Annotated in this window: 19 protein-coding genes; 8 read left to right on the forward strand and 11 right to left on the reverse strand. The window is 66.9% G+C overall.

Annotated elements, in window-relative coordinates:
- Positions 1-10 precede the first annotated feature (10 nt).
- The 7 genes from HV798_RS02895 to aptA form a co-directional block, all read right to left on the reverse strand.
- Positions 11-1,699: an ABC transporter ATP-binding protein gene (locus tag HV798_RS02895; protein ID WP_175191416.1), complete on the reverse strand. Its 1,689-nt coding sequence runs from the start codon at positions 1,697-1,699 to the stop codon at positions 11-13.
- A 5-nt stretch (positions 1,700-1,704) separates the two neighbouring features.
- The gene (locus tag HV798_RS02900) at positions 1,705-2,610 is read right to left on the reverse strand and encodes an ABC transporter permease (protein ID WP_025139396.1); all 906 of its coding nucleotides are present in this window, start codon (positions 2,608-2,610) and stop codon (positions 1,705-1,707) included.
- Between the two features lie 9 nt (positions 2,611-2,619).
- On the reverse strand, positions 2,620-3,561 hold the full coding sequence (locus HV798_RS02905; protein ID WP_025139397.1) for an ABC transporter permease: 942 nt from the start codon (positions 3,559-3,561) through the stop codon (positions 2,620-2,622).
- 50 nt (positions 3,562-3,611) lie between these two features.
- The gene (locus tag HV798_RS02910) at positions 3,612-5,177 is read right to left on the reverse strand and encodes an ABC transporter substrate-binding protein (protein WP_175191415.1); all 1,566 of its coding nucleotides are present in this window, start codon (positions 5,175-5,177) and stop codon (positions 3,612-3,614) included.
- A 348-nt stretch (positions 5,178-5,525) separates the two neighbouring features.
- Positions 5,526-7,031, reverse strand: coding sequence for a M81 family metallopeptidase (locus HV798_RS02915; protein ID WP_175191414.1), 1,506 nt, complete (start codon positions 7,029-7,031; stop codon positions 5,526-5,528).
- 75 nt (positions 7,032-7,106) lie between these two features.
- On the reverse strand, positions 7,107-8,600 hold the full coding sequence (locus tag HV798_RS02920) for a CoA-acylating methylmalonate-semialdehyde dehydrogenase (protein ID WP_175191413.1): 1,494 nt from the start codon (positions 8,598-8,600) through the stop codon (positions 7,107-7,109).
- Positions 8,601-8,750: 150 nt separating this feature from the next.
- Positions 8,751-10,076, reverse strand: a complete 1,326-nt coding sequence (aptA, locus tag HV798_RS02925; RefSeq protein ID WP_175191412.1) for an omega-aminotransferase AptA — start codon at positions 10,074-10,076, stop codon at positions 8,751-8,753.
- Between the two features lie 168 nt (positions 10,077-10,244).
- Here aptA and HV798_RS02930 point away from each other — a divergent pair, with 168 nt between their 5' ends.
- A complete protein-coding gene (locus HV798_RS02930) occupies positions 10,245-11,663 on the forward strand; it encodes an aminotransferase-like domain-containing protein (protein WP_025139402.1) in 1,419 nt (472 codons plus the stop codon).
- 12 nt (positions 11,664-11,675) lie between these two features.
- Here HV798_RS02930 and HV798_RS02935 read toward each other — a convergent pair whose 3' ends face one another.
- The 4 genes from HV798_RS02935 to HV798_RS02950 all read right to left on the reverse strand — a co-directional run bounded on the left by HV798_RS02935 (position 11,676) and on the right by HV798_RS02950 (position 16,123).
- On the reverse strand, positions 11,676-12,161 hold the full coding sequence (locus tag HV798_RS02935; protein WP_175191411.1) for a dihydrofolate reductase: 486 nt from the start codon (positions 12,159-12,161) through the stop codon (positions 11,676-11,678).
- Between the two features lie 64 nt (positions 12,162-12,225).
- Positions 12,226-14,289, reverse strand: coding sequence for a putative bifunctional diguanylate cyclase/phosphodiesterase (locus tag HV798_RS02940; RefSeq protein ID WP_025139404.1), 2,064 nt, complete (start codon positions 14,287-14,289; stop codon positions 12,226-12,228).
- 379 nt (positions 14,290-14,668) lie between these two features.
- On the reverse strand, positions 14,669-15,640 hold the full coding sequence (locus HV798_RS02945; RefSeq protein ID WP_175191410.1) for a thymidylate synthase: 972 nt from the start codon (positions 15,638-15,640) through the stop codon (positions 14,669-14,671).
- Positions 15,641-15,679: 39 nt separating this feature from the next.
- Positions 15,680-16,123 carry an OsmC family protein gene (locus tag HV798_RS02950; protein ID WP_025139406.1) on the reverse strand — a complete coding sequence of 148 codons (444 nt, stop codon included), beginning with the start codon at positions 16,121-16,123 and terminating at the stop codon, positions 15,680-15,682.
- 127 nt (positions 16,124-16,250) lie between these two features.
- On the opposite strand from HV798_RS02950, the gene coq7 reads away from it, so the two are divergent.
- The 7 genes from coq7 (at position 16,251) to asnB (ending at position 25,681) form a co-directional block, all read left to right on the forward strand.
- On the forward strand, positions 16,251-16,928 hold the full coding sequence (coq7, locus tag HV798_RS02955) for a 2-polyprenyl-3-methyl-6-methoxy-1,4-benzoquinone monooxygenase (protein ID WP_025139407.1): 678 nt from the start codon (positions 16,251-16,253) through the stop codon (positions 16,926-16,928).
- 765 nt (positions 16,929-17,693) lie between these two features.
- Positions 17,694-18,797: an MraY family glycosyltransferase gene (locus tag HV798_RS02960; protein WP_175191409.1), complete on the forward strand. Its 1,104-nt coding sequence runs from the start codon at positions 17,694-17,696 to the stop codon at positions 18,795-18,797.
- Between the two features lie 97 nt (positions 18,798-18,894).
- On the forward strand, positions 18,895-20,172 hold the full coding sequence (gene tviB, locus HV798_RS02965; RefSeq protein ID WP_175191408.1) for a Vi polysaccharide biosynthesis UDP-N-acetylglucosamine C-6 dehydrogenase TviB: 1,278 nt from the start codon (positions 18,895-18,897) through the stop codon (positions 20,170-20,172).
- A 12-nt stretch (positions 20,173-20,184) separates the two neighbouring features.
- Positions 20,185-21,210, forward strand: a complete 1,026-nt coding sequence (locus tag HV798_RS02970) for an SDR family oxidoreductase (RefSeq protein WP_175191407.1) — start codon at positions 20,185-20,187, stop codon at positions 21,208-21,210.
- Between the two features lies 1 nt (position 21,211).
- On the forward strand, positions 21,212-22,561 hold the full coding sequence (murJ, locus tag HV798_RS02975) for a murein biosynthesis integral membrane protein MurJ (protein ID WP_175191406.1): 1,350 nt from the start codon (positions 21,212-21,214) through the stop codon (positions 22,559-22,561).
- The gene (locus HV798_RS02980; protein ID WP_175191405.1) at positions 22,562-23,704 is read left to right on the forward strand and encodes a glycosyltransferase family 4 protein; all 1,143 of its coding nucleotides are present in this window, start codon (positions 22,562-22,564) and stop codon (positions 23,702-23,704) included.
- Positions 23,705-23,749: 45 nt separating this feature from the next.
- Positions 23,750-25,681, forward strand: a complete 1,932-nt coding sequence (gene asnB / locus HV798_RS02985) for an asparagine synthase (glutamine-hydrolyzing) (RefSeq protein WP_025139413.1) — start codon at positions 23,750-23,752, stop codon at positions 25,679-25,681.
- Position 25,682: the final 1 nt, after the last annotated feature.

Here is a 25,682-nt window from a genome sequence, read left to right on the forward strand (position 1 = left end):
TGAGGGCGCGTCAGGCGGTGGCGGCGGGCGTCTGGCCGGCCGCGACGGGCCGGAAATTGCGGAAGTCCCAGTCGCGTCCGGGCGCCGCGTCGATCAGGGCGCGGGTGTATTCGTGGCGGGGGTCGGTCAACACCGTTTCGGCGGTGCCGGTCTCGACGACCTTGCCGCGCTGCATGACCATGATGGTGTCGCAGATCTGCGCGGCCACGCGCAGGTCGTGCGTAATGAAGAGCACGCCCACGCCGGTGCGCTGCCGCACCTGTTCGAGCAGCTCCAGCACCTGCGCCTGCACGGACACGTCCAGCGCGGACACGGCTTCGTCGGCCACCAGGATTTCCGGGTCCATCACCAGCGCGCGCGCGATGCAGATGCGCTGGCGCTGGCCGCCCGAGAACTGGTGCGGATAGCGCCGCATCGCGTCGGGGCTCAGGCCGACCACGGTCAACGTTTCGCCCGCGCGCTTGAGGGCCTCTTCGCGCGGCATGCCGAAATTGAGCAGGCCTTCAATGATGGATTCGCCCACGGTGCGGCGCGGGTTCAGCGACCGATACGGGTCCTGGAACACGATCTGGATGCGGCGGCGCACCGGGCGCAGCGCGGCGCCGGACAAGGTGCTGAGGTCTTCGCCGCCCATCATCATGTGGCCGGCGGTGGGCTCGATCAGGCGCACGATGCAGCGCGCCACGGTGGACTTTCCCGAGCCGGATTCGCCGACGATGCCCAGAATCTCGCCCTTGCGCAGGGTCAGGTTGACGTCCGTGGCCGCGATGACGTTCTGCGGCGCGCGGCGCGACAGCAGCGCGCGCTTGCCGCCATAGGTGCGTCCCAGTCCCTTGACGTGCAGCACCGGCTGGCCGGCGGGCGCGTCGCGCCGCGCCGGCACCAGGCTGGGCACGGACGACACCAGGCGCCGCGTGTACGACTGCTTGGGTTCGGCCAGGATCTCGTGGCGCGTGCCGCTTTCGATCAGGTCGCCGCGGTTCATCACCACGATGCGGTCGGCAATTTCGGCCACCACGCCGAAGTCGTGCGTGATGAACAGCACGGCGGTCTTGTGCTTGACCTGCAGTTCCTTGATGAGCAGCAGGATCTGCTTCTGCGTGGTGACGTCCAGCGCCGTGGTGGGTTCGTCGGCGATCAGCAGCTTGGGCTCGAGGATCAGCGCCATGGCGATCACGATGCGCTGGCGCTGGCCGCCCGACAGCTGGTGCGGGTAGGCGTCGAAAATGCGTTCGACATCGGGCAGGTGCACCGAACGGAACATCTCCAGCACCTTGGCGCGGCGTTCGGCGGCCGACATGCGGCGATGCAGGCGCAGCACTTCGTCGACCTGCTTGCCCACCGTGTGCACAGGGTTCAGCGCGGTCATGGGCTCCTGGAACACCATGGCCATGCGGGTGGCGCGCAGTTCGCGCAGGCGGCGCGGCGTGGCGGTGGCGACGTCTTCGCCTTCGACGCGGATGGAACCCGCGCTGATGCGCAGCACGCCCGGCGGCAACAGGCCCATGACGGCCAGCGAGGTCACTGATTTGCCCGAGCCGGATTCGCCGACCACGCAGACGGTTTCGCCGGCATGCACGTCCAGGCTCAGGTTGCGCACGACCCGGTTGCCGGCGCCGGCGACTTCCACCGACAGGTTGCGGATGGCCAGGACGGCGGACGAGGTATCGCCCGCGGGGGGAGTAGGAGAGTAGGTCATCGGCATCAGATCCTGCGCACCATTTTCGGGTCAAGCGCATCGCGCAGCGCGTCGCCCAGGATGTTCACGCTGAGCACGGTCAGCGACAGGAACAGGCCCGGGAACAGGATCAGGCCCGGCAGCATGCGGAAATACATGCGGCCTTCGGACATGATGTTGCCCCAGGAGGCGATCTCGGGCGGAATGCCCGCGCCCAGGAAGCTCAGGATGGCTTCGGTCAGCATGGCCGAGGCGAACACGTAGGTGCCCTGCACGGTCAGGGGCGCCACGGTGCTGGGCACCATGTGGCGCCACAGCAGCAGCGGCAACGGCGTGCCCAGGGCCAGCGCGGCCTCGACATAGGGTTCGCCGCGCACGGTCAGGATCTGGCCGCGCACCAGCCGCACTACCCGCGGGATTTCCGGGATGGTGATGGCGATCAGTACGGTCATCAGGCTGGCGCCGGTGGCCGACACCAGGGCGATCGCCAGCAGGATGCCGGGAATCGCCATGATGGCGTCCATGGTGCGCATGATGAAGCCGTCCAGCGACCGGAACCAGCCCGCGATCACGCCGATCACCAGGCCGATGGCCACGCTGACGACGGCGGCGCCCAGGCCCGCGATGAGCGAGATGCGGGCGCCGTAGGCCACGCGCGACCAGACGTCGCGGCCAAAGGCATCAGTGCCGAACAGGTAGTCGGTGAAGGGCTGCTTCAGGCGTGCGCCCGGGTTGATCTGGGTCGGGTCCACGGTGCCCAGCAGCGGGGCGAACAGGGCGATGGCGACGATCAGCGCCAGCACCACCAGGGCCAGCATGACTGGCCAGCTGCGCAGCCCCTGGCGGATCTGGCGCCAGGCAGTGACGTGGGGATTGCCGCCTCCGGGGAGGTCGGCGGCCGCTTGCGCGGCGGCGTCGGTTGGCGTTTGCATGGCGTGGCCTCAGTATCGGATACGGGGGTCGAACACCGTGTAGGCGCAATCGACAACCAGATTGATGAACACGTAGACGAACGCGAAGAACAGCGTCAGCCCCTGGATCACGGGGTAGTCGCGCGCCAGCACGGCCTCGACCACCAGCCGGCCCAGGCCGGGAATGTTGAAGACCGATTCGGTCACGACCACGCCGCTGATCAAGAGCGCGATGCCCAGGCCCACCACCGTGGCGATGGGCACGGCCGCATTGCGCAGCGCATGGCCCAGCAGCACGCCGGTTTCGGTCAGGCCCTTGGAGCGCGCCGTGCGGATGAAGTCTTCGCCCATGACCTCGATGACGCTGGTGCGCGTGATGCGCGCGATCAGCGCGATGTACACGGTGGACAGCGCCAGCGACGGCAGGATCAGCCGGTGCAGGAACGGCCAGAAGCCGTTGGCCAGCGGCGCGTAGCCCTGCACGTTGAACCAGCCCAGCTTGATGGCGAAGGTCCAGATCAGCAGGTAGCCGGTGACGAACACCGGCACCGAGAACCCCAGTACCGAAAAGCCCATCACCGCGCGGTCCAGCAGCCGGCCCTGGCGCCAGGCCGCCAGCACGCCCAGCGGAATCGCCACGATCAGGGTGAAGATCAGTGTCAGCACCGCCAGGCTGAGCGACGGTTCGAGCCGTTGGCTGATGAGCTTGGTGACCGGCACGCCGGACATCAGCGAGGTACCCAGGTCGCCCTGCAACAGCCGGCCGCCCCAGATGAAGAATTGTTGGACCACCGGTTTGTCCAGCCCCATCGTCTGACGTATCTGTTCGACACGTTCAGGCGTGGCGCCGTCGCCGGCCATGATGATGGCCGGATCGCCCGAGCCCGCACGCAATATCGCAAAGACCACCACCGCGACCATCACCAGTACGGGGATGGTCGCGAGGAGCCGGCGTGAAACGAATGCCAGCATGTAATTCCCCCAGAATCCGGGCCTGCCCGAAGGCAGGCCCTAATCGCTCCTCAAGGAGCTTTTTTCACATTCCAGAACGCGAACACCGGTGCATGCACCAGGCCGGACAGCTTGGCCGAGTACACGGTGGGCACGGACATCTGGCCCAGCGGCACGTACAGGCCTTCGTCGATGCCGATGCGCTGCAGCTCGTCGGCGATCTTCTTCTGCTCGGCCGGGTCGGAAGTCAGCGCGAACTTGGTGCGCAGTTCCTCGACCTGGGGGAAGTCGGGCCAGCCGAACCAGGCGTTGTCGCCGTTGGCTGCGGCGGGGGCCGAGCGCACCGGGTCCATCACGTCGGTGGCGTACCAGTTGGTGTTGTGGATGTTCCAGCCGCCTTCGGCCGGCGCGGCCTTCGAGGCGCGGCGGGTGGCCACGCTCTGCCAGTCCATCGCCGCCAGGTTGACGTTGAAGCCGGCCTTGCGCAGGGCCTGGGCCATCACCACCGGCTGGGCCGACAGCGTGCCCACGTCGGTGGCGTGCATCACCAGGATGGGGGTGTTGTCGTAGCCAGCTTCCTTCAGCAGGGCCTTGGCCTTCTCGATGTTCGAGGGCACCACGACGTCCTTGCCGATGTCGGATTCCAGCGGCGTGCCGCAGCCCCACAGCGATGCGCAGGTCTTCCAGTACTTGGGATTGCCCACCAGCGCCTTCATCACGTCTTCCTGGCCGATGGCATACATGGCGGCCTGGCGGATCTTCTTGTTGTTGAAGGGCGGGTACTTGAAGTTGAAGCGGTACATCGTGAAGTAGCCGACCGGGCTGAGCGATTCTTCCTTCAGGTCCTTGTTGCCTTCGATCATCGGCAACAGGTCATAGGGGAATTGCTCGACGAAGTCGATTTCGCCGCCCAACAGCGCATTGGCGGTGGTCAGGGCGTCGGGCATGACGTCCCATTCGACCTTGTCCACGTTCACGACCTTGCCGCCGGCCAGGCCGCTGGCGGGTTCCTTGCGCGGCACGTAGTCGGTGTTCTTGGCGTAGACGGTCTTCACGCCCGGCTTGAACTCGATGACCTTGAACGGGCCCGAGCCGGTCATGTCGGTGATGGGCTGGCCGATGGCGAGGTCGGCGATGCGCTTGGGCATCATGAACGGCGCCGTGCCGGTGGGCTTGGACAGGGCGCGCAGCGCCAGGTCCGTGGGTTCTTTCATGACGATACGGAAGCTGTTGTCGTCGATGACTTCGATCTTGTCCGTGAACTTGAGCAGGGTGCGGCCCATGCCGTCGCCCGCGGCCCAGCGCTTGATGGACGCCACGCAGTCTTCGGCCGTCACCGGCTTGCCGTCATGCCATTTCTGGCCGGGGCGCAGCGTCATGGTGTAGGTCTTGCCGTCGGCCGAGACATCCCACTTTTCCAGCATCTGCGGCTGGATCTTGTTGTCGGCGTCGGTGGCCAGCAAGGTGTCGTAGATCATGTAGCCGTGCCACGTCGTGATGTACGCGGTGGTGGCGTGCGGGTCGGTCAGGCGCAAAGGCGAGTGCATCACCGACTTGATGACGGTCTCGGCGTAGGCGCCGTGAGCCATCAGCAGGGTGGCGCTGGCCAATGCGGCCGCGCGGACAAACTTGAGCATGAAAATCCCCTTGAAGTTAGGGCCTGTCAACACTAAAAGGAGCCTCGCACAGGCCGGTAATCGGCCACCAGGCTAGGCGCACTCGCCGCCGCGTGGCTCTGCCACGCAAGGTGAGTGCAACGACGCCTGGTGGCCGATTACCGGCCTGCCCGAAGGGTGAGTACCAAAATGAGCGCCTCTCAGCGTTGCGAATGCTCGCCGTGGTGCCTACACGACTGCGCTTCGCGCCTTGATAGCCGCTCATTTTGGTACTCATGCGAGGCTCCTTTTAGTGTTGACAGGCCCTGGTGAGCGGCGCTGTGCCGCTACGTCGTTAACGCGCCGCGCCAGGGGCGCGGCGTGCGAGGGTCAGGCTGTAGCGGGTCCGGCGAAGACCGGGCCGCAAGGCGCCATTCTGATGCCCGGACGCAGCCGTGTCCATGGTTGTTTAGCCGCATCCATCAGCATCGAGCCCGGTGCCGCGCACACCAGAATCGTGTGCGCAATGGGCGTGAAATCGGCGCGGAAATGCGCCGAGCTTTTCACCGCCAGGATCGCCGCGCGGCGCGGGTCCACCCCGGCGAAGCGAAACATTTCCTGGTCGGCCATCTGCACCTTGCTGGACGCCACCACGATGCGCACGCCGCCGATCCGCAGGCAGGCGCTGGGGCCCAGATCCATGTGGAAACCGCGGTAGAACGCGCCGTGCGTATCGAAGCGCCCATCCGAAGTTTTCTCTACGATGAACTCGGCGTCCAGAGGGTCATCATCAGGAATACCCGAATGTCCACCCAATGAAATTCGGATGGTCTTGCCGACACCGGCGCGATGCGCGGCCAGGGCAGCCTCGGGGTCGACGATCAGGCCGATGGCGGCATCGTGCACGTTGTGGCGGATCAGCGCGCGCAGCAGGCCGGTGGTGTCGGAACTGCCCCCGGCGCCGGGGTTGTCCTGCGCATCGGCGATGACGATCGGCGCGCTGGCGTCCTGCGCCAGCCGCAAGGCCGTGGTGACGGCGTCGTCCGGGGTGTAGAGGGTGCCGCCGAAATCGCGCTCGGCATCAAGCACCGCGCGGGTCAGCGCATCGGCGGCCGCGTCGGCCTCGTCTTGCGTCGCGCCGTAGGCCCAGACGGCGGGCAGGCAGTCGGGAAAATCGGCCGCCGGAAAGCCGGTGGCAAACGACACGCTCTGCGCGCCACGCGTTTCGAGCTCGCCCACCAACTGGTACAGGCTGCGGGACGGCTCGATGTCGGTGGACTGCCAGCACAGCGGAATCAGATAGGGCAACTGCCTGAGCGCCACGCGGCTGCGCGGCGCGCCGGCCAGACGCTGCGCCAGCAAGGCGGCGGCGCGCTGGCCCGTTTCGGCCATGTCGATGTGCGGATAGGTGCGATAGCAGACTAGCGCGTCTGCATGTTGCACCATGGCCCGCGTGACGTTGGCGTGCAGGTCCAGGCTGGCCACCACCGGCACGTCGGGCCCTACCAGGGCGCGTACGCGCTTGAGCAGTTCGCCTTCGCCATCGTCCAGGTGCTCGGTGACCATCGCGCCGTGCAGGTCCAGGTAGACGCCATCGAGCGGCATGGCCTGCGACAAGCCCTGCAGGATCAGCGCGCTGATGCGTTCGAATGCGTCTTCGGTGACCAGGCCGGAAGGGCTGGCCGCGGCCCAGGTGGCGGGCAGCAGCGTGTGGCTGCCCATGGCCTCGATGAAGCCGGCCACTGGAATGTTGGCGCCAGCCACCGCCTGGAACATCGCCGGGCCGCTGACCAGCTTGGGCCAGCCGCCGCCCTTGTCGGCGAAGTCTTCCCACGTTGCGCGCGACGGCGCGAACGTATTGGTTTCATGCTGAAAGCCGCCTATCCCGATGCGCATCAGGATTCCCCTTGTTGTGTCTTTCGGCAAGCCCCGGCCGCCGCGGCCGGGGCGGTGTGGACGCGCGTGGCGCGTTTACTTGGCCACGGGCATGGTGAATTCCGCGCCCTTGGCGATGCTGTCCGGCCAGCGCTGCATCACGCTCTTGTAGCGCGAATAGAAGCGGATGCCTTCTTCGCCGTAGGCGTGGTGGTCGCCGAACAGCGACCGCTTCCAGCCGCCGAACGAATGCCAGGCCATGGGCACCGGGATCGGCACGTTGATGCCGACCATGCCGACCTTGATCTGGCGCGCGAACGCGCGTGCCACGCCGCCGTCGGACGTGAAGCAGGCCACACCGTTGCCGAATTCATGGGCATTGATGAGTTCCACCGCCGACGCGAAATCAGGCACGCGCACGATGCATAGCACCGGTCCGAAGATTTCTTCGCGGTAGATGTTCATGGCCGGCTTGACGTTGTCGAACAGCGTGCCGCCCAGGAAGAAGCCCTTTTCGTTGCCCGGCACCTTCAGGCCGCGGCCGTCGACCAGCATGTCGGCGCCGGCGGCAACGCCGTCCTCGATGTAGCCGATGACCTTGTTGCGGTGCTGGGCCGTGACCAGCGGACCCATCTCGGCGTCGCCGTTCATGCCGTCCTTGACCACCAGGGCCTTGACGCGCGGGATCAGGCGCTCGACCACCTTGTCGGCGACGTCACCCACTGCCACGGCCACCGAGATGGCCATGCAGCGTTCGCCGGCCGAGCCGTAGGCCGCGCCCATCAGGGCGTCGGTGACCTGGTCCAGGTCGGCATCGGGCATCACCACCAGGTGGTTCTTGGCACCGCCCAGGGCCTGCACGCGCTTGCCGCGGCGGGTGCCTTCGGCGTAGATGTATTCGGCGATGGGGGTCGAGCCGACGAAGGACAGGGCCTCGACGTCAGGGTGCGAGATCAATGCGTCCACGGCCTGCTTGTCGCCATGCACCACGTTGAAGACGCCGGGGGGCAGGCCGGCTTCGGTCAGCAGCTCGGCCAGGCGCAGCGACGCCGACGGGTCGCGCTCGGACGGCTTGAGCACGAAGGTGTTGCCGCAGGCGATGGCTACCGGGAACATCCAGCACGGCACCATCATGGGGAAGTTGAACGGCGTGATGCCGGCCACCACGCCCAAGGCCTGGCGCATGCTCCAGTTGTCGATGCCGCCGCCGATCTGGTCGGAATACTGGCCCTTGAGCAACTGCGGAATGCCGCAGGCGAACTCCACGATCTCGATGCCGCGCATGACTTCGCCCTTGGCGTCCGAAAACACCTTGCCGTGTTCGCGGGTGATCAGCTCGGCCAGCTCGTCCTGGTGCTTGTCCAGCAGCGCCTTGAAGTTGAACAGCACGCGCGAACGCTTGAGCGCGGGCGTCTCGGACCAGGCCGGGAAGGCGGCCTTGGCCGAGGCCACGGCCAGCGCCACTTCGTCGGTGGATGCCAGCGGAACCGAGGTGGTCACTTCGCCGGTGGCCGGATTGAAGCCGTCGGCGTAGCGGTTGCTGCGGCCGTCGTAGTGCTGGCCGTTGATGTAGTGGGGAATCTTCTTCATGGGAAAGGCTCGGAACGGGTTCTTTGAAAATGCCGGAGGGCGGCCCAGGGCCGCCCGCGAGTGTGTGTCAGTGCGCGCGGGGCTGGCCCGCGCGCGGGTGGGGGCAAAGGCCCCGTCGGCGCCGCGTGGGCGCAGCGGCGGGGCGCCCCGTCATGCAACTTCCTTGAGCACCTTGCCGATCTGCTCGAACAGCTGCCCGATCTGGGCTTCTTCGATGATCAGCGGGGGCGAGACGGCGATGATGTCACCGGTGTAGCGCACCATCAGGCCGCTGTCGAAGCATTTCTGGAACACTTCGGCGGCGCGGGCGCCGGGGGCACCTGCGCGCGGCGCCAGTTCGATGCCGGACACCAGGCCCAGGTTGCGTACGTCGATGACGTGCGGTGCGCCCTTCAGGCTGTGGGCCGCCTGCTCGAACGCGCCCGACAGCTTGCGGGCACGGCTGAACAGGTCTTCGCGGCGGTAGATGTCCAGCGTCGCCAGGATGGCGGCGGCGGCCAGCGGGTGGGCCGAATAGGTATAGCCGTGGAAGAACTCGATGCCGCCGGCCGGGCCGTTGACGATGGCGTCGTGCACTTCGCGGCGCACGGCGACGGCGCCCGCGGGCACGGCGGCGTTGCTCACGCCCTTGGCCATGGCGATCAGGTCGGGCGTGACGCCGAAGAATTCGGACGCGGTGGCGGCGCCCAGGCGGCCGTAGGCGGTGATGACTTCGTCAAAAATCAGCAGGATGCCGTGCTTGGTCGTAATTTCGCGCAGTTTTTCCAGGTAGCCCTTGGGCGGGATCAGCACCCCGGTGGAGCCGGCCATGGGCTCGACGATCACGGCGGCGATGGTGGACGCATCGTGCAGCGCGATGATGCGTTCGAGTTCGTCGGCCAGGTGGGCGCCCCAGGCGGGCTGGCCCTTGGAATAGGCGTTCTGCTCCAGGTTGTGGGTGTGGGGCAGGTGGTCCACGGCGGGCAGCAGCGCGCCGGAGAAGGTCTTGCGGTTGGTCGAGATGCCGCCGACCGAGATGCCGCCAAAGCCCACGCCGTGGTAGCCGCGTTCGCGGCCGATCAGGCGGGTACGCTGGCCTTCGCCGCGGGCGCGGTGATAGGCCAGGGCGATCTTCAGGGAGGTGTCGACGGACTCGGACCCCGAGTTGGTGAAGAAGACGCGGTCCAGGCCCTGCGGCATGAAGCTGGCCACGGCGGTGGCGGCTTCGAAGGCCAGCGGGTGGCCCAGCTGGAAGCCCGGGGCGTAGTCCATGATGCCGGCCTGGCGGGAAATCGCGTCGACGATTTCCTGGCGGCCGTGGCCGGCGTTCACGCACCACAGGCCGGCCGTGCCGTCCAGGATCTGGCGACCGTCGGCCGACGTGTAGTACATGCCTTTCGCTGCCGCCAGCATGCGGGGATGCGCCTTGAACTGTTTGTTGGCAGTGAAGGGCATCCAGAGATGGGACAGGTCGGGCAACTCGGCGGGGGCGTTCATGGCGGCTCCAGGGGGTGACAGGCCCGGCTTTGCTTGCGTCGCGTGCAGGCAGCCGGCGGATGCGAATGATTCTGGTACGTCCCGCGCGGATTGAAAATATACAATCCGCGCAAAGCGGGCTAACTGTATAGTTGCAAGCATGACAACTGTACAGTTAGCTTTCCTGCCGTGATCGATTTCCAGCCCGTGCGCGCCCGCGGCCAGGCCCCCACGCTGGTGGACCAGCTGGTGGCGGCCATTCTGCAAGCCATCGAGGCCCAACTGCTGCGTCCGGGTATGTCCCTACCCTCGGTGCGCGAGTTCGCGCGCCAGCACGCCGTCAGCACTTTCACGGTCGCCAGCGCCTACAGCCGCCTGGTGTCGCTGGGCTGGCTGGCCGCAAGACCAGGCGCCGGCTATCGGGTGGCCCAGCCGGATGCCCCGGCGCGCCGGGGCGAGCCGCAATCCTGGGAGCCGCCCCGCTTGAATGCAAGCTGGCTGCTGTCGGACATCTTCGCGGACCACTCCATCCCCATCAAATCGGGTTGCGGCTGGCTGCCCGGCGAATGGCTGAATGAAGAGGGGTTGCACGTGGCGCTGCGCCACATGGGCCGGGTGCCGGCCATGCGCATTGCCCACTACGGCCATCCGTACGGCTACGCGCCGCTGCGCGAAACCATCGCCGCCACCCTCAGCGCGCAGGGCATGGAGGTCGAGGTCTCCCAGGTGCTCTTGACCCAGGGCGTGACCCACGGGTTGGATATGGTGATCCGCACCCTGCTGCGGCCGGGCGACACCGTACTGGTCGAGCAGCCGGCCTACGCCAATCTCTTGCAGATGCTGCGCCTGGCCGGCCTGCGGGTGGTGCCGGTGGCGCGTACCCTGGACGGCCTGGATTGCGATGCGCTGGAGCGCGCGGCCTCGCAACACCGGCCGCGGGCGCTGTTCGTCAACACCGCGCTGCAGAATCCGTCCGGGGCCAGCATCAGCATGGCCAACGCCTTTCGCATCCTGCAACTGGCCGAGCGCCATGGACTCTGGGTGGTGGAAGACGACATCTCGCGGGAACTCGCGCCGGGCGTCACACCCATGCTGGCGGCGCTGGATGGCGGGCGCCGGGTGGTCTACCTGGGCGGCTATTCCAAGGTCATCAGCCCGTCGGTGCGGGTGGGCTACGTGGTGGCGCACCGCGACCTGACCCGCGACATCGCCCGCACCAAGATGGCGGTCGGCCTGACGTCGCCCGAGATCATGGAGCGCATCGTCCATCAGGTCATCCGCGAAGGCCGCTACCGGGCGCACATCGAGCGCACCCGCGAACGCCTGGCCCAGGCCCATGCCAACGTGGCGGGCCAGATGGCGCAGCATGGCTTCGAGGTCTATGCGCGGCCCCAGGCCGGCCTGTTCCTGTGGGCGAAGGTGGCCGGCCAGTGGCGCGAACGCGGCGCCAACGGCCTGGCCGAGTTGGCCCTGAAAGACGGCATCTGGCTCGCGCCGGGTTCCTATTTCGAGGCCGACGAGGCCGATACGCCCTGGGTGCGCTTCAACGTGGCGTATTCCGAGGCATCGGCGCTGTGGCGCTTCATGCGCAATGCGGGCGCGGCCTAGGGCCGTGCGGGGTCAGCCGCGCTCGTACGTGACGAAGTCGTAGTCGTAGCCATTCTCGGCGGGTTGCGCGTCGCGCGCCGTTTCCTTCCACTGAAAGCCCGGCAGCAGCGGAAAGAAGGCGTCGCCCTCGACCTCGGCATGGACTTCGGTGGCCAGGATGCGGTGGGCCAGCGGCAATGCCTGCGTGTAGATCTGCGCACCACCGATCACGAAGGCCTCGGCGCTGTCGCCGCAGGCGGCGATGGCCGCCTCCAGCGAGGGCACGAGCGTGGCGCCGGCGGCGCTGAAGTCCGGATTGCGGCTGACCACGATATTGGTGCGCCCGGGCAGGGGGCGGCCCAGCGATTCCCACGTCTTGCGCCCCATGATGATGGGGTGTCCCAGCGTGCTGCGCTTGAAATGCGCCAGATCGCCCGGCAATTTCCAGGGCAGGGCGTTGTCGCGCCCGATGGCGCGGTTGGTGGAATAGGCGACGATCAGGGTAAGGCTGGCGGACATGCGGTCGGGATGCTTGGGGAAGTCGGCCGGCAGGGCCGGCGGGAAGGCCCCAAGCGTAGCAAATTCAGCCCGCCGCGTGTTCCAGGAATTCGCTGGCCGGCATCGGCTTGCCCAGCAGGAAGCCCTGCAGCGAGTCGCAGCCCAGCCCGGTCAGGAATTTCTGCTGCGCCGCCGTTTCCACGCCTTCGGCCACGATGCGCAGGTTCAGTTGCTGGGCCAGCGCGACGATGGCCGAGACAATGGCGGCATCCTCGTTGTCGTTTTCCAGCTGGTTGACGAAGCCGCGGTCGATCTTCAATTCGGTGGCCGGCAGCCGCTTCAGATAGAGCAGGCTGGAATAGCCGGTGCCGAAGTCGTCGATGGAAATGGTCACGCCCAAGCCCGACAGCCGCTTGAGCACGGTCAGGCTGGCCTCGGCGTCGCGCATGGCGGTGGATTCGGTCACTTCCAGCGTCAGGCAGGACGGCGGCACGTCGTGCCGGGCCAGCGCGCTGCGCACCGTCTCGACCAGCCCGGCGTGGGCGAACTGCAGCGCCGAGATGTTCACGGCGATGGTCCAGTGGCCCTGGCCCGCGTTGATCCACTCGCGCATCTGGCGGCAGGCTTCGTTGATGACCCATTCGCCGATCGACAGGATCAGCCCGGTCTTTTCCGCCGTGGGAATGAACTGATCCGGGCCCACCAGGCCGCGGGTGGGGTGGTTCCAGCGCAGCAGCGCCTCGGCGCCCATGATGGGGCCGGCGGGCGCTTCGTACTTGGGCTGGTAGTGCAGCACGAACTGGTCGCGCTCCTGCGCCAGGCGCAGGTCGTGCAGCAGCTCGATCTGCTCGTGCGCGTCGGCGTTCATGGACGGCTCGAAGAAGCTGTAGCCGGTGCCGCCCAGGCGCTTGGCGTGGTACATCGCGGCGTCCGCGTTGGTCAGCAGCGCGTGCGTGTCTTCGCCGTCATTCGGGTAGATGGCGATGCCCACGCTGGACGTCACCAGCACTTCGTGGCCGTACACCATCACCGGGCGCGCGATGGCCTCGATCAGGCGGTCCGCCACATTGGCGGCGTCGGTGGGTTCCACCACCTCGCTCAGCACGATGAATTCGTCGCCGCCCAGGCGCGCCACGGTGTCCTGCGTGCGCAGCGTCTGGCGAATGCGCTGGGCCAGGTCGATCAGCAGGGCGTCGCCGGTATGGTGGCCATAGGCGTCGTTGACCGCCTTGAAGCCGTCCAGATCGAAGAACAGCACGGCGAAATAGCCCTTGCGGCGGCTGGCGCTTTCAATGGCCTGTTCCAGCCGGTCTTCGAGCAGGATGCGGTTGGGCAGCTTGGTCAGGGTGTCGTGCAACGCCAGCTGCACCAGTTCTTCGTTGGCCTCGGCCAGCGACGAGGCCAGGGCGGACGTGCGCGCTTCCAGGCGGTTGTCCAGCACGGCGACCACCAGGGCGATGGCCAGCACGCTCAGGGTCACGGCGGTCACGGCAATGGCCAGCCAGCCCGCCGAAATGCCGCTGTTGGCGGCCATGCAGATGCTGCCTTCCGGGAAGCCGGCCGCTTCCATGCCGGTGTAGTGCATGCCGACAATGGCCATGCCCATGACCACGGCCGCCAGCGGCCGCGACAGCGCCACCCGCGGGCCGTCCTGGCGCAGGCGGTAGGTGATCCAGAGCGCGGCGCCCGAGGCCGCCACGGCGATGCCGATGGACAGCGCGAACCAGGCCGGGTTGTAGGAGATGCCGGGCATCATCTGCATCGCAGCCATGCCGATATAGTGCATCGCCGCGATGCCCGCGCCCATCAGCAGCGCGCCCGCGATCAACCGCGGCCAGGGCAGCTCGTCCTTGCAGACGATCCACAGCGCGAAGGCCGAGCAGCCGATCGCGATCACCAGCGACAGCAGGGTCAGCGGCAGGTCGTAGCCCATGGGGATGGGCAGGCTGAACGCCAGCATGCCGACGAAATGCATGGCCCAGATGCCGATGCCCATGGCCAATGCGCCGCCGGCCAACCAGTAACGCGCCGCCGGCAGTCCGTTCGCGGCCCGCACGCGGTTGGCCATGCCCAGCGCCGTATACGACGCCAGGATGGCGACCCCTAGGGATACGAGGACGAGCGAAGGGTTATATGTTCCAACGAGCATTTTTGGGGTCCTGTCCTGAGCGCATACAGCCGCCGCGCCGGCCTCAATTCAAATCAATTAGTAGTCAACAGTTGCATTCGGGCCGCAAGGGGGTCCTGCTGTCGACGCTGGCGATTCACGTACTCTCTTTTCTGGATAGGGGGTGCGGCGCTGCGGTGCAGGCGGCCGGGAAGGCCGGGCGGGGTGCCCGGTTTCGCGGCGAGCGGCAGGCACGGCGCGGCATGGGCCGTTCAGAAGCAACGGCGCGCGAGGCTTGCTGGACGCGCGTCCGAGGCTAAGGGATGGGTTATACCGAAAACGCGCTTCCAGAAGCTCACCAATCTTCACCTGCGTGTCCCGGCATGGCGGACGGCCGCCAGGCGGCCGAACCGCCATGGCCTCAAACGGCCATGGGCGCGGTGAGTGGCGCGTGGTGGGTGTAGCCCGCCAGCGAGAAATCGCCCGGCTCGACCTTCTCGAGCCACTCGGGCTCGTAGCGGCCGGTCTGGGCAAAATCGGGAATGCGGTCGGACAGCACGAGCTGGGGCGCTTCATACGGCGTACGCGTCAGCTGTTCGCGCAGCATCGGCAGGTGGTTCTCGTAGATGTGGGCGTCGCCAATGAAATACGTGAACCAGCGCGGCTTGTAACCCGTCAGCCGGCCCACCAGGTGCAGCAGCGCCGCGCCTTCGGTCAGGTTGAACGGCGTGCCCAGCCCGACATCGTTCGAGCGGATGTACAGGCACAGGGAAATTTCGCGGGTGGTCGCGTTGGGCAGGAATTGATAGAGCAGGTGGCAGGGCGGCAGCGCCATTTCCTCGATCTGCGCCCAGTTCCAGCCGTGGAACAGGATGCGGCGGTCGCCCGGGCGCTCGTGGATGGCGTCCAGACATTGGCGCAACTGGTCGACGGCTTTATAGAGCAGCACCTTGGGGGCGCCGTCTTCCTGCAGGTCGGCCACCTTCGTGTAACCGCGGCCCAGCGCGTCGGCGATCTGTTCCTGGCGGTGGGCGTCCAGCACCTTGTAGGCCGGCCACTGGCGCCATTGCACGCCATAGACCGGGCCCAGGTCGTCGGGGCCTTCGCGGTACGGGTTGGCCAGCCACTGGCTGTTCTCGTTGGCGTTCTGGTCCCAGACCTTGCACCCCAGTTCGCGGAATTCGGCGGCGCTGCGCGAGGCGCGCAGGAAGCCGACCATCTCGCCGATGGCCGACTTGAAGGCCAGCTTCTTGGTGGTCACGGCGGGAAAGCCCTGCTGCAGGTCAAAGCGCAGCGAGGCGCCCGGCATGCTCAGGGTGCGTATGCCCGTCCGATTTTCCTGCCACGCGCCGGTGTCCAGGATGGATTGAACGAGGTCCAGGTATTGTTTCATGGGTACAGAATGAGTAAGGGCTGAAAGGGCGCGGTCGCGTCAGGCCGTGGCGGGGGCTTCCTGGGTGTCGACGATGTCCACCGAGAAAGTCAGTTCGGCGGTCTTTTCCAGCATGGCCGAGGCCGAGCAGTATTTCTCGTGCGACAGCTGCACCGCGCGCTCGACGGCCGCGCGCGGCAGGTTGCGGCCGGTGACGGTGAAGGCGAAATGGATGCGAGTGAACACCTTGGGGTCGACATCGGCGCGGTCGGCCTGCAGCTTGACGCTGCAGCCGGTCACGGCGTGGCGGCCGCGCTTGAGGATCAGTACCACGTCGTAGGCGGTGCAGCCGCCGGTGCCGGCCAGCAGCATTTCCATCGGGCGGGGGGCCAGGTTGTGGCCGCCGCCGTCCACCGCGCCATCCATGACGGCAACGTGGCCGCTGCCGGTGCTGGCGGTAAAGAGCATGCCATTGGGGCCGCCCCAGTCGATCGTGCATTCCATGTGTCGGTGTCCTTGTGCGGGTGCTTGAGCGCAGTCAATGGCTGATGATACCCGTTGCGTACAATTCCAGGCACGAGAGCCCCGCCCCGCATCAGGGGTGTGCGCGCCCCAATTCCAGGAGTTGTCCATGTCCACCGCCCTGTTCCAATCCGGCCCCGCTTCTTTCCTGCGTCGCACCAGTCCGCTGGACGCCCTGTTGGCCGAAGCCGACCGCGCGCTGCGCGTGCTGTCCGGCAGCGCCAGCGCCGGCCGGCCGAATCCGGCCACCGCTGACGAGGCGCCCGACACGCTGTCGGCACAGGAAAAGCGCCACGCGGCAGGACTGATGCGGGTCAACCACGTCGGCGAGGTCTGCGCCCAGGCGCTGTACCGGGGGCAGGCGGCGGCATGCCGCGAGCCCGGCCCGCGCGCCTTGCTGCTGGAAGCGGCCGGCGAAGAGGTCGACCACCTGGTCTGGTGCAACCAGCGGCTGGCCGAGCTGGGCAGCCGGCCCAGCCTGCTGAACCCGGTCTGGTACGCCGGCTCGTTTGCGCTGGGCGTGCTGGCCAGCTACGCCGGCGTGCCGCGCAACCTGGGTTTCATGGCCGAGACCGAACGGCAGGTCGAGGCCCACCTGGACGGCCACCTGCGCACCTTGCCGGAGCAGGACGCCCGCTCGCGCCAGATCGTGCAGAAGATGAAGGAAGACGAGGCCCAGCATCGCGCCAGCGCCGAGGCCGCCGGCGGCGTGCCGCTGCCCGGTCCGGTCAAGACGGCCATGCGGGCCATGTCCAAGGTCATGACCACGACGGCGTACTGGATCTGAACGCGCGCTGCCCCGGGGTGGGGAGCAAAAATGTTGCAATGCGCAAAAATTGCCGCATATTGGTGCCGGATGCACCTTTCTGGTGCCAATCATAGGGCGGGATTACCCGGCAGGGTCTAGGGTAAGTCCGCAAGGGGTTAACCCGTTCGGCAAAAACCCGCCATGTCGCAAGGTCATTGCTGGCTGCGGCTTTCCAGGCATGCGCCGCGCAGCGTGCGGCAAAAATGCAACGCGGAATGTCGCGCTGCCGCGAGCCTAAAAAAATTCTTGCATCGCACAAAAAAACCCGATACTATGCATCTCATCGGATGTTGAAACGCAGTCGGTGCGGTGCCAAGGCAAGCGAAACCCGCAAGCCAGACCCCGACAGCGTAGCGAGCGAAACCTTCAGGCCGCTCCCAACATGCCACGGTTGTCTCCTCCACCCTCCTCCTTTGGTGGATTTAGCCCGAGATCTTACGATCTCGGGCTTTTTTTTATCCTGAAATAATGTGTCCCTATTTATCGGGGATACTGTGCGGATTGCTGACCCGAGGGTGGGGGCCGCCCGGGTCGGTTTCCCTGTGAAGATATTGGCGTTTTCCCTTGCAGATTTCGCGTGCGCCCAGACGGAAAGCTCTACAATTAATCCATGAAATCCGTATTTCCGCGGGTGTTACGTTCTGTCCCGGTGCATTGCACTTCCTTATTCCTCCCATATATGGGCGTTACACCTGCCGCCGATAATGGCGGGCCTGTCTCGATAGACCAACCAAAGGTGACCTTGTGACCTGGCTGTACATATGCGTGGTCGCGTTCATGGTGGGCGGAATCATCGTGGCGTCGGAGCGCTGGCATGGCGCCTTCACCGGCGACACCGACCTCAACAAACCGCAAGCGAACCACTCGCGCGCCACGCCCCGCGTCGGCGGCCTGGCCGTGCTGGCCGGCACGCTCCTGGGCCTGTTGGTGCTCGGGCCCGACAATATGACCCTGACGTGGTTGTGGCCGGCCCTGTTCGTGTCGGCGCTGCCCGTGTTCGTGGCGGGCCTGCTCGAAGACATCACCAAGGATATCGGCGCCAGCAAGCGTCTGCTGGCGGCTTTCCTGTCTGCTGCCATTGCCTGGTGGCTGCTGGGCGGCGTCAGCCGCGTCGGCATGGCCCCGGTCGACTACGTCCTGTCGTATTGGCCTGTTTCCCTGCTGTTCACCATGTTCGCTGTGGGCGGCTGTACCCATGCCCTGAACATCGTCGACGGCATGAATGGCCTGGCCGGCATGGTGGCTACGCTGATGGCCGTGTCCATCAGCCTTGTCGCGCTGCAGGTCGGCGATGTGCCGATCTTCCTGATTGCCGCGGCGCTGGCGTCGGCCACGCTGGGCTTCCTGGTCTGGAATTTCCCGTTCGGCCGCGTCTTCCTGGGCGACGGCGGGGCGTATTTCCTGGGTTTCATGCTGGCCGAACTGGCCGTGCTGCTGGTGGTGCGCAACCCCTCGGTGTCGCCGTTCTACGCGCTGGCCGTGCTGTTCTACCCCGTCTTCGAAACCGGCTTTTCCATCTGGCGCCGCCGCTTCAAGCGTGGCGTGCCGGTGGACCAGCCCGATGCCTTGCACCTGCACCAACTGGTGTTCCGCCGCCTGGTCCGCGTGACCTTCAGTCGCGGCCGCCGCCATGCGGTGCCGGCGTTGTGCAACGCCCTGGCGTCGCCGTACATGTGGGTGCTGGCCCTGATCGGCCTGGTGCCCGCCACCATCTGGTGGGACAACGCCTGGGCGCTTGGCGCCAGCCTGGTGGTGTTCGCCAGCGTCTATATCTGGCTGTACGCGCGGCTGGTGTCCTGGCGCCGTCCGGGGTGGCTGTTGCTGCCTTCCGTCTTGCGGGCCGATTAAGTCTTGGGTGCCCCGGCGATATCCGCCGGGGGCCCGGTTATCCATCACCCCGACCATATTTAAAATGCCGTAATCGTTTTACGGTGAAGGGAGAGTTATGTTGCGTATTCAGGATGTGAAACTCGCGGTTGTCGGCCTGGGTTATGTCGGCCTGCCGCTGGCGGTCGAGTTCGGCAAGAAGCGCTCGGTCATCGGCTTCGATATCAACACCCGCCGGATCGACGCCCTGAAGGCGGGTCACGACCACACGCTGGAAGTCAGCGATGCCGAGCTGGCCGAAGCCAGCCACCTGAGCTACACCGCCGACCGCGCCGAGCTGGGCCAGGCCAACGTGTTCATCGTCACCGTGCCCACGCCGATCGACGAATACAAGCAGCCCGACCTGACCCCGCTGGTGAAGGCCAGCGAAACCATCGGCGCCGTGCTCAAGCGCGGCGACATCGTCATCTACGAATCCACCGTCTACCCCGGCGCCACCGAGGAAGACTGCGTGCCGGTGCTGGAACGCGTGTCGGGCCTGAAGTTCAACGTCGACTTCTACGCCGGCTACAGCCCCGAGCGCATCAACCCGGGCGACAAGGAACACCGCGTCAGCACCATCAAGAAGGTCACCTCGGGCTCGACGCCGGAAGTCGCCGAACTGGTGGACCAGCTGTACAAGCAGATCATCACCGCCGGCACGCACAAGGCGTCCAGCATCCGCGTGGCCGAAGCCGCCAAGGTGATCGAGAACACGCAGCGCGACGTCAACATCGCGCTGATCAACGAACTGGCCCTGATCTTCAACAAGATGGGCATCGATACCGAAGCCGTGCTGCAAGCCGCCGGCACCAAATGGAACTTCCTGCCGTTCCGTCCGGGCCTGGTGGGCGGCCACTGCATCGGCGTGGACCCGTACTACCTGACGCACAAGGCGCAGTCCATCGGCTACCACCCCGAGATCATCCTGGCGGGCCGCCGCCTGAACGATTCGATGGGCGGCTACGTGGTGTCGCAACTGGTCAAGTCCATGACCAAGCGCCGCATCCACGTGCAAGGCGCACGCGTGCTGGTGATGGGCCTGACCTTCAAGGAAAACTGCCCCGACCTGCGCAACACGCGCATCGTGGACATCGTCAAGGAACTGGGCGACTACAACGTCGATGTGGATGTGTACGACCCGTGGGTCGAACCCGAAGAGGCGGTGCACGAATACGGCATCACGCCGGTTGCCAAGCCTGAAGAGGGCAAGTACGACGCCGTGATCCTGGCAGTGGCGCACAACCAGTTCAAGGCCATGGGCGCCGAAGGCATCCGCAAACTGGGCAAGGCCGAGCACATCCTGTACGACCTGAAGTACGTGCTGTCGCCCGCCGAATCCGATCTGCGTCTGTAAGGGGAAACGGCCATGACGACCCGCTACGAAACCGTTACCCGTGAACTCTCCGCCGCGCCGCGCAAGTGGCTGGTGACCGGCTGCGCCGGCTTCATCGGCTCGAACCTGCTGGAAACGCTGCTCAAGCTGGGCCAGACCGTGGTCGGCCTGGACAACTTCGCCACCGGCCACCAGCGCAACCTGGACGAGGTGCGAGGCGCCGTGACGCCCGAGCAATGGAGCCGCTTCAGCTTCATCGAAGGCGACATCCGCGACCTGGAAGCCTGCCGCCGCGCCACCGCGGGCGTGGACTTCGTGCTGCACCAGGCGGCCCTGGGTTCGGTGCCGCGTTCGCTGAAAGACCCGATCACCACCAACGAGGTGAATATCGGCGGCTTCCTGAACATGCTGGTCGCCGCACGCGATGCCGAAGTGAAGTCCTTCGTCTACGCGGCTTCCAGCTCCACCTACGGCGACCACCCGGCGCTGCCCAAGGTCGAAGAGAACATCGGCAATCCGCTGTCGCCATACGCGGTCACCAAGTACGTCAACGAACTGTACGCCAGCGTGTTTGCGCGCTCGTATGGCTTCGAGACGGTGGGGCTGCGCTACTTCAACGTGTTCGGCAAGCGCCAGGACCCGGACGGCGCCTACGCCGCCGTGATCCCGAAATGGACCGCCGCCATGATCAAGGGCGACGCCGTCACCATCAACGGCGACGGCGAGACCAGCCGCGACTTCTGCTTCGTGGACAACGCCGTGCAGGCCAACATCCTGGCCGCCATGGCGCCGCCCGAGGCGCGCAACCAGGTCTACAACGTGGCCGTCAGCGGCCGCAGCACCCTGAACGACCTGTTCGGGTTCCTGGTGCAGGCGCTGGGCAAGCAAGACGTCGCCTATGGCAAGAAGCCGGTCTATGGCGACTTCCGCGCAGGCGACGTGCGCCATTCGCAGGCCGACGTCAGCAAGGGCAGCCGATTGCTGGGTTACCAGCCCACGCACACCGTGCTGCAGGGCCTGGAAGTGGCAATGCCCTGGTACACGCAATTCCTGCGTTGATTTGAAAGCACTCATCCGAAAACTCGGCACCATCCACCCGGACCACCAGCGCATCTTCAAAGGCGCGTTCCGGGTGGCGGTGTTCCTGCTGCTGGGCAAGGCCGCCGGCGCCATCAAGGAGATGGCGGTGGCGTACCGCTACGGCGTCAGCGACGCCGTCGACGCCTACCAATTCACGATGACCATGGCCACCTGGCTGCCGGTCACGATCGTGGGCGTGCTGTCGGTGGTGCTGATTCCGGTGCTGGTGCGCCTGCGCCGCGCCGAGGACGCCGAACGGGAACAATTCATCCGGGAACTGCAGGGCTGGGTAGCGGCCGCCGGCATCGCGCTGGCGCTCCTGACCTGGTTCGCCTGGCCGCATGTGCTGAGCAGCCTGGGGCAGGGCCTGTCCGCGCGCGTCGGCGGCATGACCGGCGACCTGCTGGTGGCCTTTGCGCCGGTTTCGGCCCTGTTGCTGGTGGCCGGCATCAGCGCCGCGCGGTTGCGGTCGCACGAACGCCACGTCAATACCTTGCTGGACAGTGTGCCCGCGGTCGCCACGTTGGCGTGGGTGATGCTGGCGGCCAGCGCCGACGGCGTCGGCCCGCTGCTGTGGGGCACGCTGGTGGGCTACGCGATCCAGACTGTGTGGCTGGCCTGGCTGGCCGCGCGCGCCGACGGCGGCTTCTGGGGTTCGCCCCGGTTGACGTGGCAGTCGCCGCACTGGCCCGAACTGATGAGCGCCGCGGGCGTGATGCTGATCGGCCAGGTGGCCATGAGTTTTGTCGGCCCGCTGGACCAATACGCAGCCGCCAACCTGGGCGCCAATGCCAACGCCACCCTGGGCTACGCCAGCCGATTGCTTTCGCTGGTGCTCGGTATCGGCGCGGTATCGGTGGGCCGCGCGGCCTTGCCGGTGCTGGCCGATGTGCAGGCGCGGGGCGATACGGCGCGTGCGCGTGCCATGGCGCTGAAATGGTCGATGCTGATGGTGCTGGCTGGCGCTGCCGCCGTGGCCGTGGGTTGGCTGCTGGCGCCGTGGGGCGTGTCGGTGCTGTTCCAGCGCGGCGCCTTCACCGCCGAGAATACCGAGGCCGTGGCGCACGTGCTGCGCTGGGGCCTGTTGCAATTGCCGTTCTATTTCGGCGTGCTGATCCTGGTGCAGCTGCTGGCCAGCCAGAACCGCTATCGCATCATGTCCGCCATCGCGGTGGGCAATTTTGCACTGAAGGCGGGGCTGAACGTGGTGCTGGCGCCCAAGATGGGCGCGGCCGGCATCATGCTGGCGACCAGCCTGATGTACCTGCTTTCCTATGCCTGCTACCTGGTGGTGGCCCTGCGCCGCGCTGAACCCCAAGAGGCCGACTGAATGCCCGTAGCCGACTCCGCCCGCGCGCAACGCGTGCTGCTGTTCATCCATTCGCTGCACGGCGGCGGCGCCGAACGCGTGGCCGCCGACCTGAGCGCGCATTGGGCTGACATGGGCCGCGAGGTGATGGTGGTGACGCAGGCCGGCACCGAAGGCGACGTCTACACCCTGCATCCCAAGGTGCGCCGCGAAGTGCTGCACACGGCGGGCGAGGGCGGCGGCTTGCGCGGCATCCTGAGCAATGTGCAGCGGGTGCGCGCGCTGCGCCGCGTGATCAAGGCGTTTCGCCCCGATATCGTGCTGGGCATGATGACGACGGCGTCGGTCCTGTCCGTGCTGGCCTCGACCGGGTTGTCCACGCGGGTCATCGCCACCGAACACACCCATCCGCCGTCGCAGGCCATGTCCGGTTTCTGGCAGCGCCTGCGCCGGTTTACGTACCCGCGCGCCGCGCGGGTCGTGGCCCTGACGCGCGGCACCGCCGACTGGCTGGCGCAGCACGTGCCGGGGTCGCGGCTGGCCGTCATCCCCAATCCGGTGCATTGGCCCCTGCCCAAGGGCGAGCCGATGCTCCCGCCACGGTCGGGCGATGGCCGCAAGCGCCTGTTGGCCGTGGGCCGGCTGCATGCGGACAAGGGCTTTGACCTGCTGGTGCAGGCCTATGCCCGGTTGGCGCCGTCGCATCCGGACTGGGATCTGGTTATCCTGGGCGAAGGCGACGAGCGGCGCGCGCTGGAAGCGCAAGTGCAAGGCGCCGGCCTGCAAGACCGCGTCAGCTTGCCCGGGCGGGCTGGCAACGTGGGCGACTGGTATCAAAGCGCCGATCTGTATGTGCTGACCTCGCGTTTCGAGGGGCTGTCCAACACGCTGCTCGAATCCATGGCCAGCGGCCTGGCCGCGGTGGCGTTCGATTGCGACACCGGCCCGCGCGAGATCGTGCGCGAAGGCGTGGACGGCGTGCTGGTGCGGCCCAATGGCGATGTGGATGCGCTCTGCCGCGCGCTGGATGCGGTCATGACCGACGAGGCGGGCCGCCAGCGCATGGCCCAGGCGGCCACGGCCGTGCGCGAGCGGTTTTCGGCCGAGCGGGTGCTGGGCCTATGGGAAGAACTTTTTGACGGCGTGCGTGGATCGGGCCGATAGGCCACGCGCCACGCCGTTGCTGCGGTGACCACGAGAACCTAGATCATGTGTGGAATTGTCGGAATTTGGGGCCCCCTGGGCGATAAGGCGCAAGTGCTGGCGGAAAGCTGCCGCCGCATCCGCCACCGCGGGCCGGACAGCAACGGCTTCTGGGAAGACACGGGCGCCGAGCTGGCGCTGGCGCATGTGCGCCTGGCGATCCAGGACCTGACCGAGGCCGGCCACCAGCCGATGGTGTCCGCCTGCGGCCGCTACGTCATGGTGTTCAACGGCGAGGTCTACAACCACCTGGACATGCGCCAGCAGCTGGAACAGTCCGGCCTGGCGCCGGCCTGGCGCGGCCACTCGGATACCGAGACGCTGCTGGCGGGCTTTACCGCCCTGGGCATTGAGGCCACCTTGCAGGCGTCGGTGGGCATGTTCGCCATCGCGCTGTGGGACCGGGCCTCGCGCAAGCTGATGCTGGCGCGCGACCGCATGGGTGAAAAGCCGCTGTACTACGGTTATTCCGGCGCCGAACTGGTGTTCGCCTCCGAGCTCAAGGGTCTGATGCCGATCCCGGGATTCGGCCGCGACCTGAACCGCAATGCGTTGGCCTCGTTCATGCGGCACAACTACATTCCGGCGCCGCAATCCATTTACGAGGGCATCGCCAAGCTGCCGCCGGGCACCTGGATCGAGTTTACCGCCGACGATACCCGCAGCCGCCGCATGCCGGAACCGCGCGTGTACTGGTCTGCGCGGGAAGCCGCTGACGCCGCGGCGCAATCGCGCTTGTCGTTCGGGTCCGATGCCGAAGCGACCGATGCGCTGGAAGGCGTGCTGTCCAAGGCCGTGGGCGGCCAGATGCTGTCGGACGTCAGCCTCGGTGCGTTCCTGTCGGGCGGCATCGACTCGTCGACCATCGTGTCGCTGATGCAGGCGCAGAGCTCGCAGCCGGTGCGCACCTTTGCCATCGGCTTTCACGAAAAGGGCTACGACGAGGCGCAGCACGCCAAAGCCGTGGCCATGCACCTGGGCACCGACCACACCGAACTGTATGTCACCGCCGACGATGCGCTGGCCGTGGTGCCGGGGCTGGCCGACATGTATGACGAACCGTTCGCCGATTCGTCGCAGATTCCGACGTCGCTGGTGACGCGCATGGCGCGCCAGCACGTGACCGTGGCCCTGTCGGGAGACGGCGGCGACGAATTGTTCGGCGGCTATTCGCGCTATTTCCGCGTCAACAACTGGTGGCAGAAGTTCGAGCGGATTCCTTCGCTGCTGCGCACGCCCGCGGGCGCGCTGCTCAGCGCGTCGACCCATCTGCCGGGCCGGGGCGCCTGGCGCGGCAAGGTCGGCAAGCTGGGCGAGCTGCTGCGCGCCGATACGCGCGGCGATTTCTATCGCCTGTTCGTGTCGTACTGGTCCGATCCGGCTCGCGTGGTCAAGGGCGGCGTCGAACCGGTCTCCGAGTTCGCGCAGGCGATGCGCGGTTCGACCTTCGAGTCCATGATGAAGCTGGACACGATCACGTATCTGCCGGACGACATCCTGGTCAAGGTGGACCGCGCCGCGATGGCGGTCAGCCTCGAGACGCGCGTGCCGCTGATCGATCACCGGGTCTACGAATTCGCCTGGAGCCTGCCGCACCAGTACAAGGTGCGCGGTGCCACCGGCAAGTGGCTGCTGCGCCAGGTGCTGTACCGCCACGTGCCGCAGGCGCTGGTGGACCGCCCCAAGCGCGGCTTTGCCGTGCCGCTGGCCGCCTGGCTGCGCGGTCCGCTGCGCGATTGGGCCGAGGCCCTGCTGGACCCGGCGCGCCTGCGCCAGGAAGGCTGGTTCGAGCCGGAACCCATCCTGCGCAAGTGGCGCGAGCATGTGTCCGGCCATCGCAATTGGGATAGCCATCTGTGGGGCGTGCTGATGATGCAGGCCTGGTTGGACCGCTACCGCTCAGGCGGTGAGCAAGGAGGAACGTTTGGGAGTCGCTGAC

Origin of the sequence: Achromobacter deleyi (assembly GCF_902859705.1) — a bacterium.
In the GTDB taxonomy this organism is placed as follows: Bacteria; Pseudomonadota; Gammaproteobacteria; order Burkholderiales; family Burkholderiaceae_B; genus Achromobacter; species Achromobacter deleyi.

Excerpts from the sequence above, each read along its gene's own strand:
- HV798_RS02895 (WP_175191416.1), bottom strand. The coding sequence starts at position 1,699 with ATGACCTACTCTCCTACTCCCCCCGCGGGCGATACCTCGTCCGCCGTC.
- asnB (WP_025139413.1), top strand. The coding sequence starts at position 23,750 with ATGTGTGGAATTGTCGGAATTTGGGGCCCCCTGGGCGATAAGGCGCAA.
- tviB (WP_175191408.1), top strand. The coding sequence starts at position 18,895 with ATGTTGCGTATTCAGGATGTGAAACTCGCGGTTGTCGGCCTGGGTTAT.
- HV798_RS02945 (WP_175191410.1), bottom strand. The coding sequence starts at position 15,640 with ATGAAACAATACCTGGACCTCGTTCAATCCATCCTGGACACCGGCGCG.
- aptA (WP_175191412.1), bottom strand. The coding sequence starts at position 10,076 with ATGAACGCCCCCGCCGAGTTGCCCGACCTGTCCCATCTCTGGATGCCC.
- HV798_RS02970 (WP_175191407.1), top strand. The coding sequence starts at position 20,185 with ATGACGACCCGCTACGAAACCGTTACCCGTGAACTCTCCGCCGCGCCG.
- HV798_RS02935 (WP_175191411.1), bottom strand. The coding sequence starts at position 12,161 with ATGTCCGCCAGCCTTACCCTGATCGTCGCCTATTCCACCAACCGCGCC.
- HV798_RS02940 (WP_025139404.1), bottom strand. The coding sequence starts at position 14,289 with ATGCTCGTTGGAACATATAACCCTTCGCTCGTCCTCGTATCCCTAGGG.
- HV798_RS02920 (WP_175191413.1), bottom strand. The coding sequence starts at position 8,600 with ATGAAGAAGATTCCCCACTACATCAACGGCCAGCACTACGACGGCCGC.
- HV798_RS02900 (WP_025139396.1), bottom strand. The coding sequence starts at position 2,610 with ATGCAAACGCCAACCGACGCCGCCGCGCAAGCGGCCGCCGACCTCCCC.
- HV798_RS02910 (WP_175191415.1), bottom strand. The coding sequence starts at position 5,177 with ATGCTCAAGTTTGTCCGCGCGGCCGCATTGGCCAGCGCCACCCTGCTG.
- HV798_RS02980 (WP_175191405.1), top strand. The coding sequence starts at position 22,562 with ATGCCCGTAGCCGACTCCGCCCGCGCGCAACGCGTGCTGCTGTTCATC.
- HV798_RS02950 (WP_025139406.1), bottom strand. The coding sequence starts at position 16,123 with ATGGAATGCACGATCGACTGGGGCGGCCCCAATGGCATGCTCTTTACC.
- HV798_RS02905 (WP_025139397.1), bottom strand. The coding sequence starts at position 3,561 with ATGCTGGCATTCGTTTCACGCCGGCTCCTCGCGACCATCCCCGTACTG.
- coq7 (WP_025139407.1), top strand. The coding sequence starts at position 16,251 with ATGTCCACCGCCCTGTTCCAATCCGGCCCCGCTTCTTTCCTGCGTCGC.
- HV798_RS02915 (WP_175191414.1), bottom strand. The coding sequence starts at position 7,031 with ATGCGCATCGGGATAGGCGGCTTTCAGCATGAAACCAATACGTTCGCG.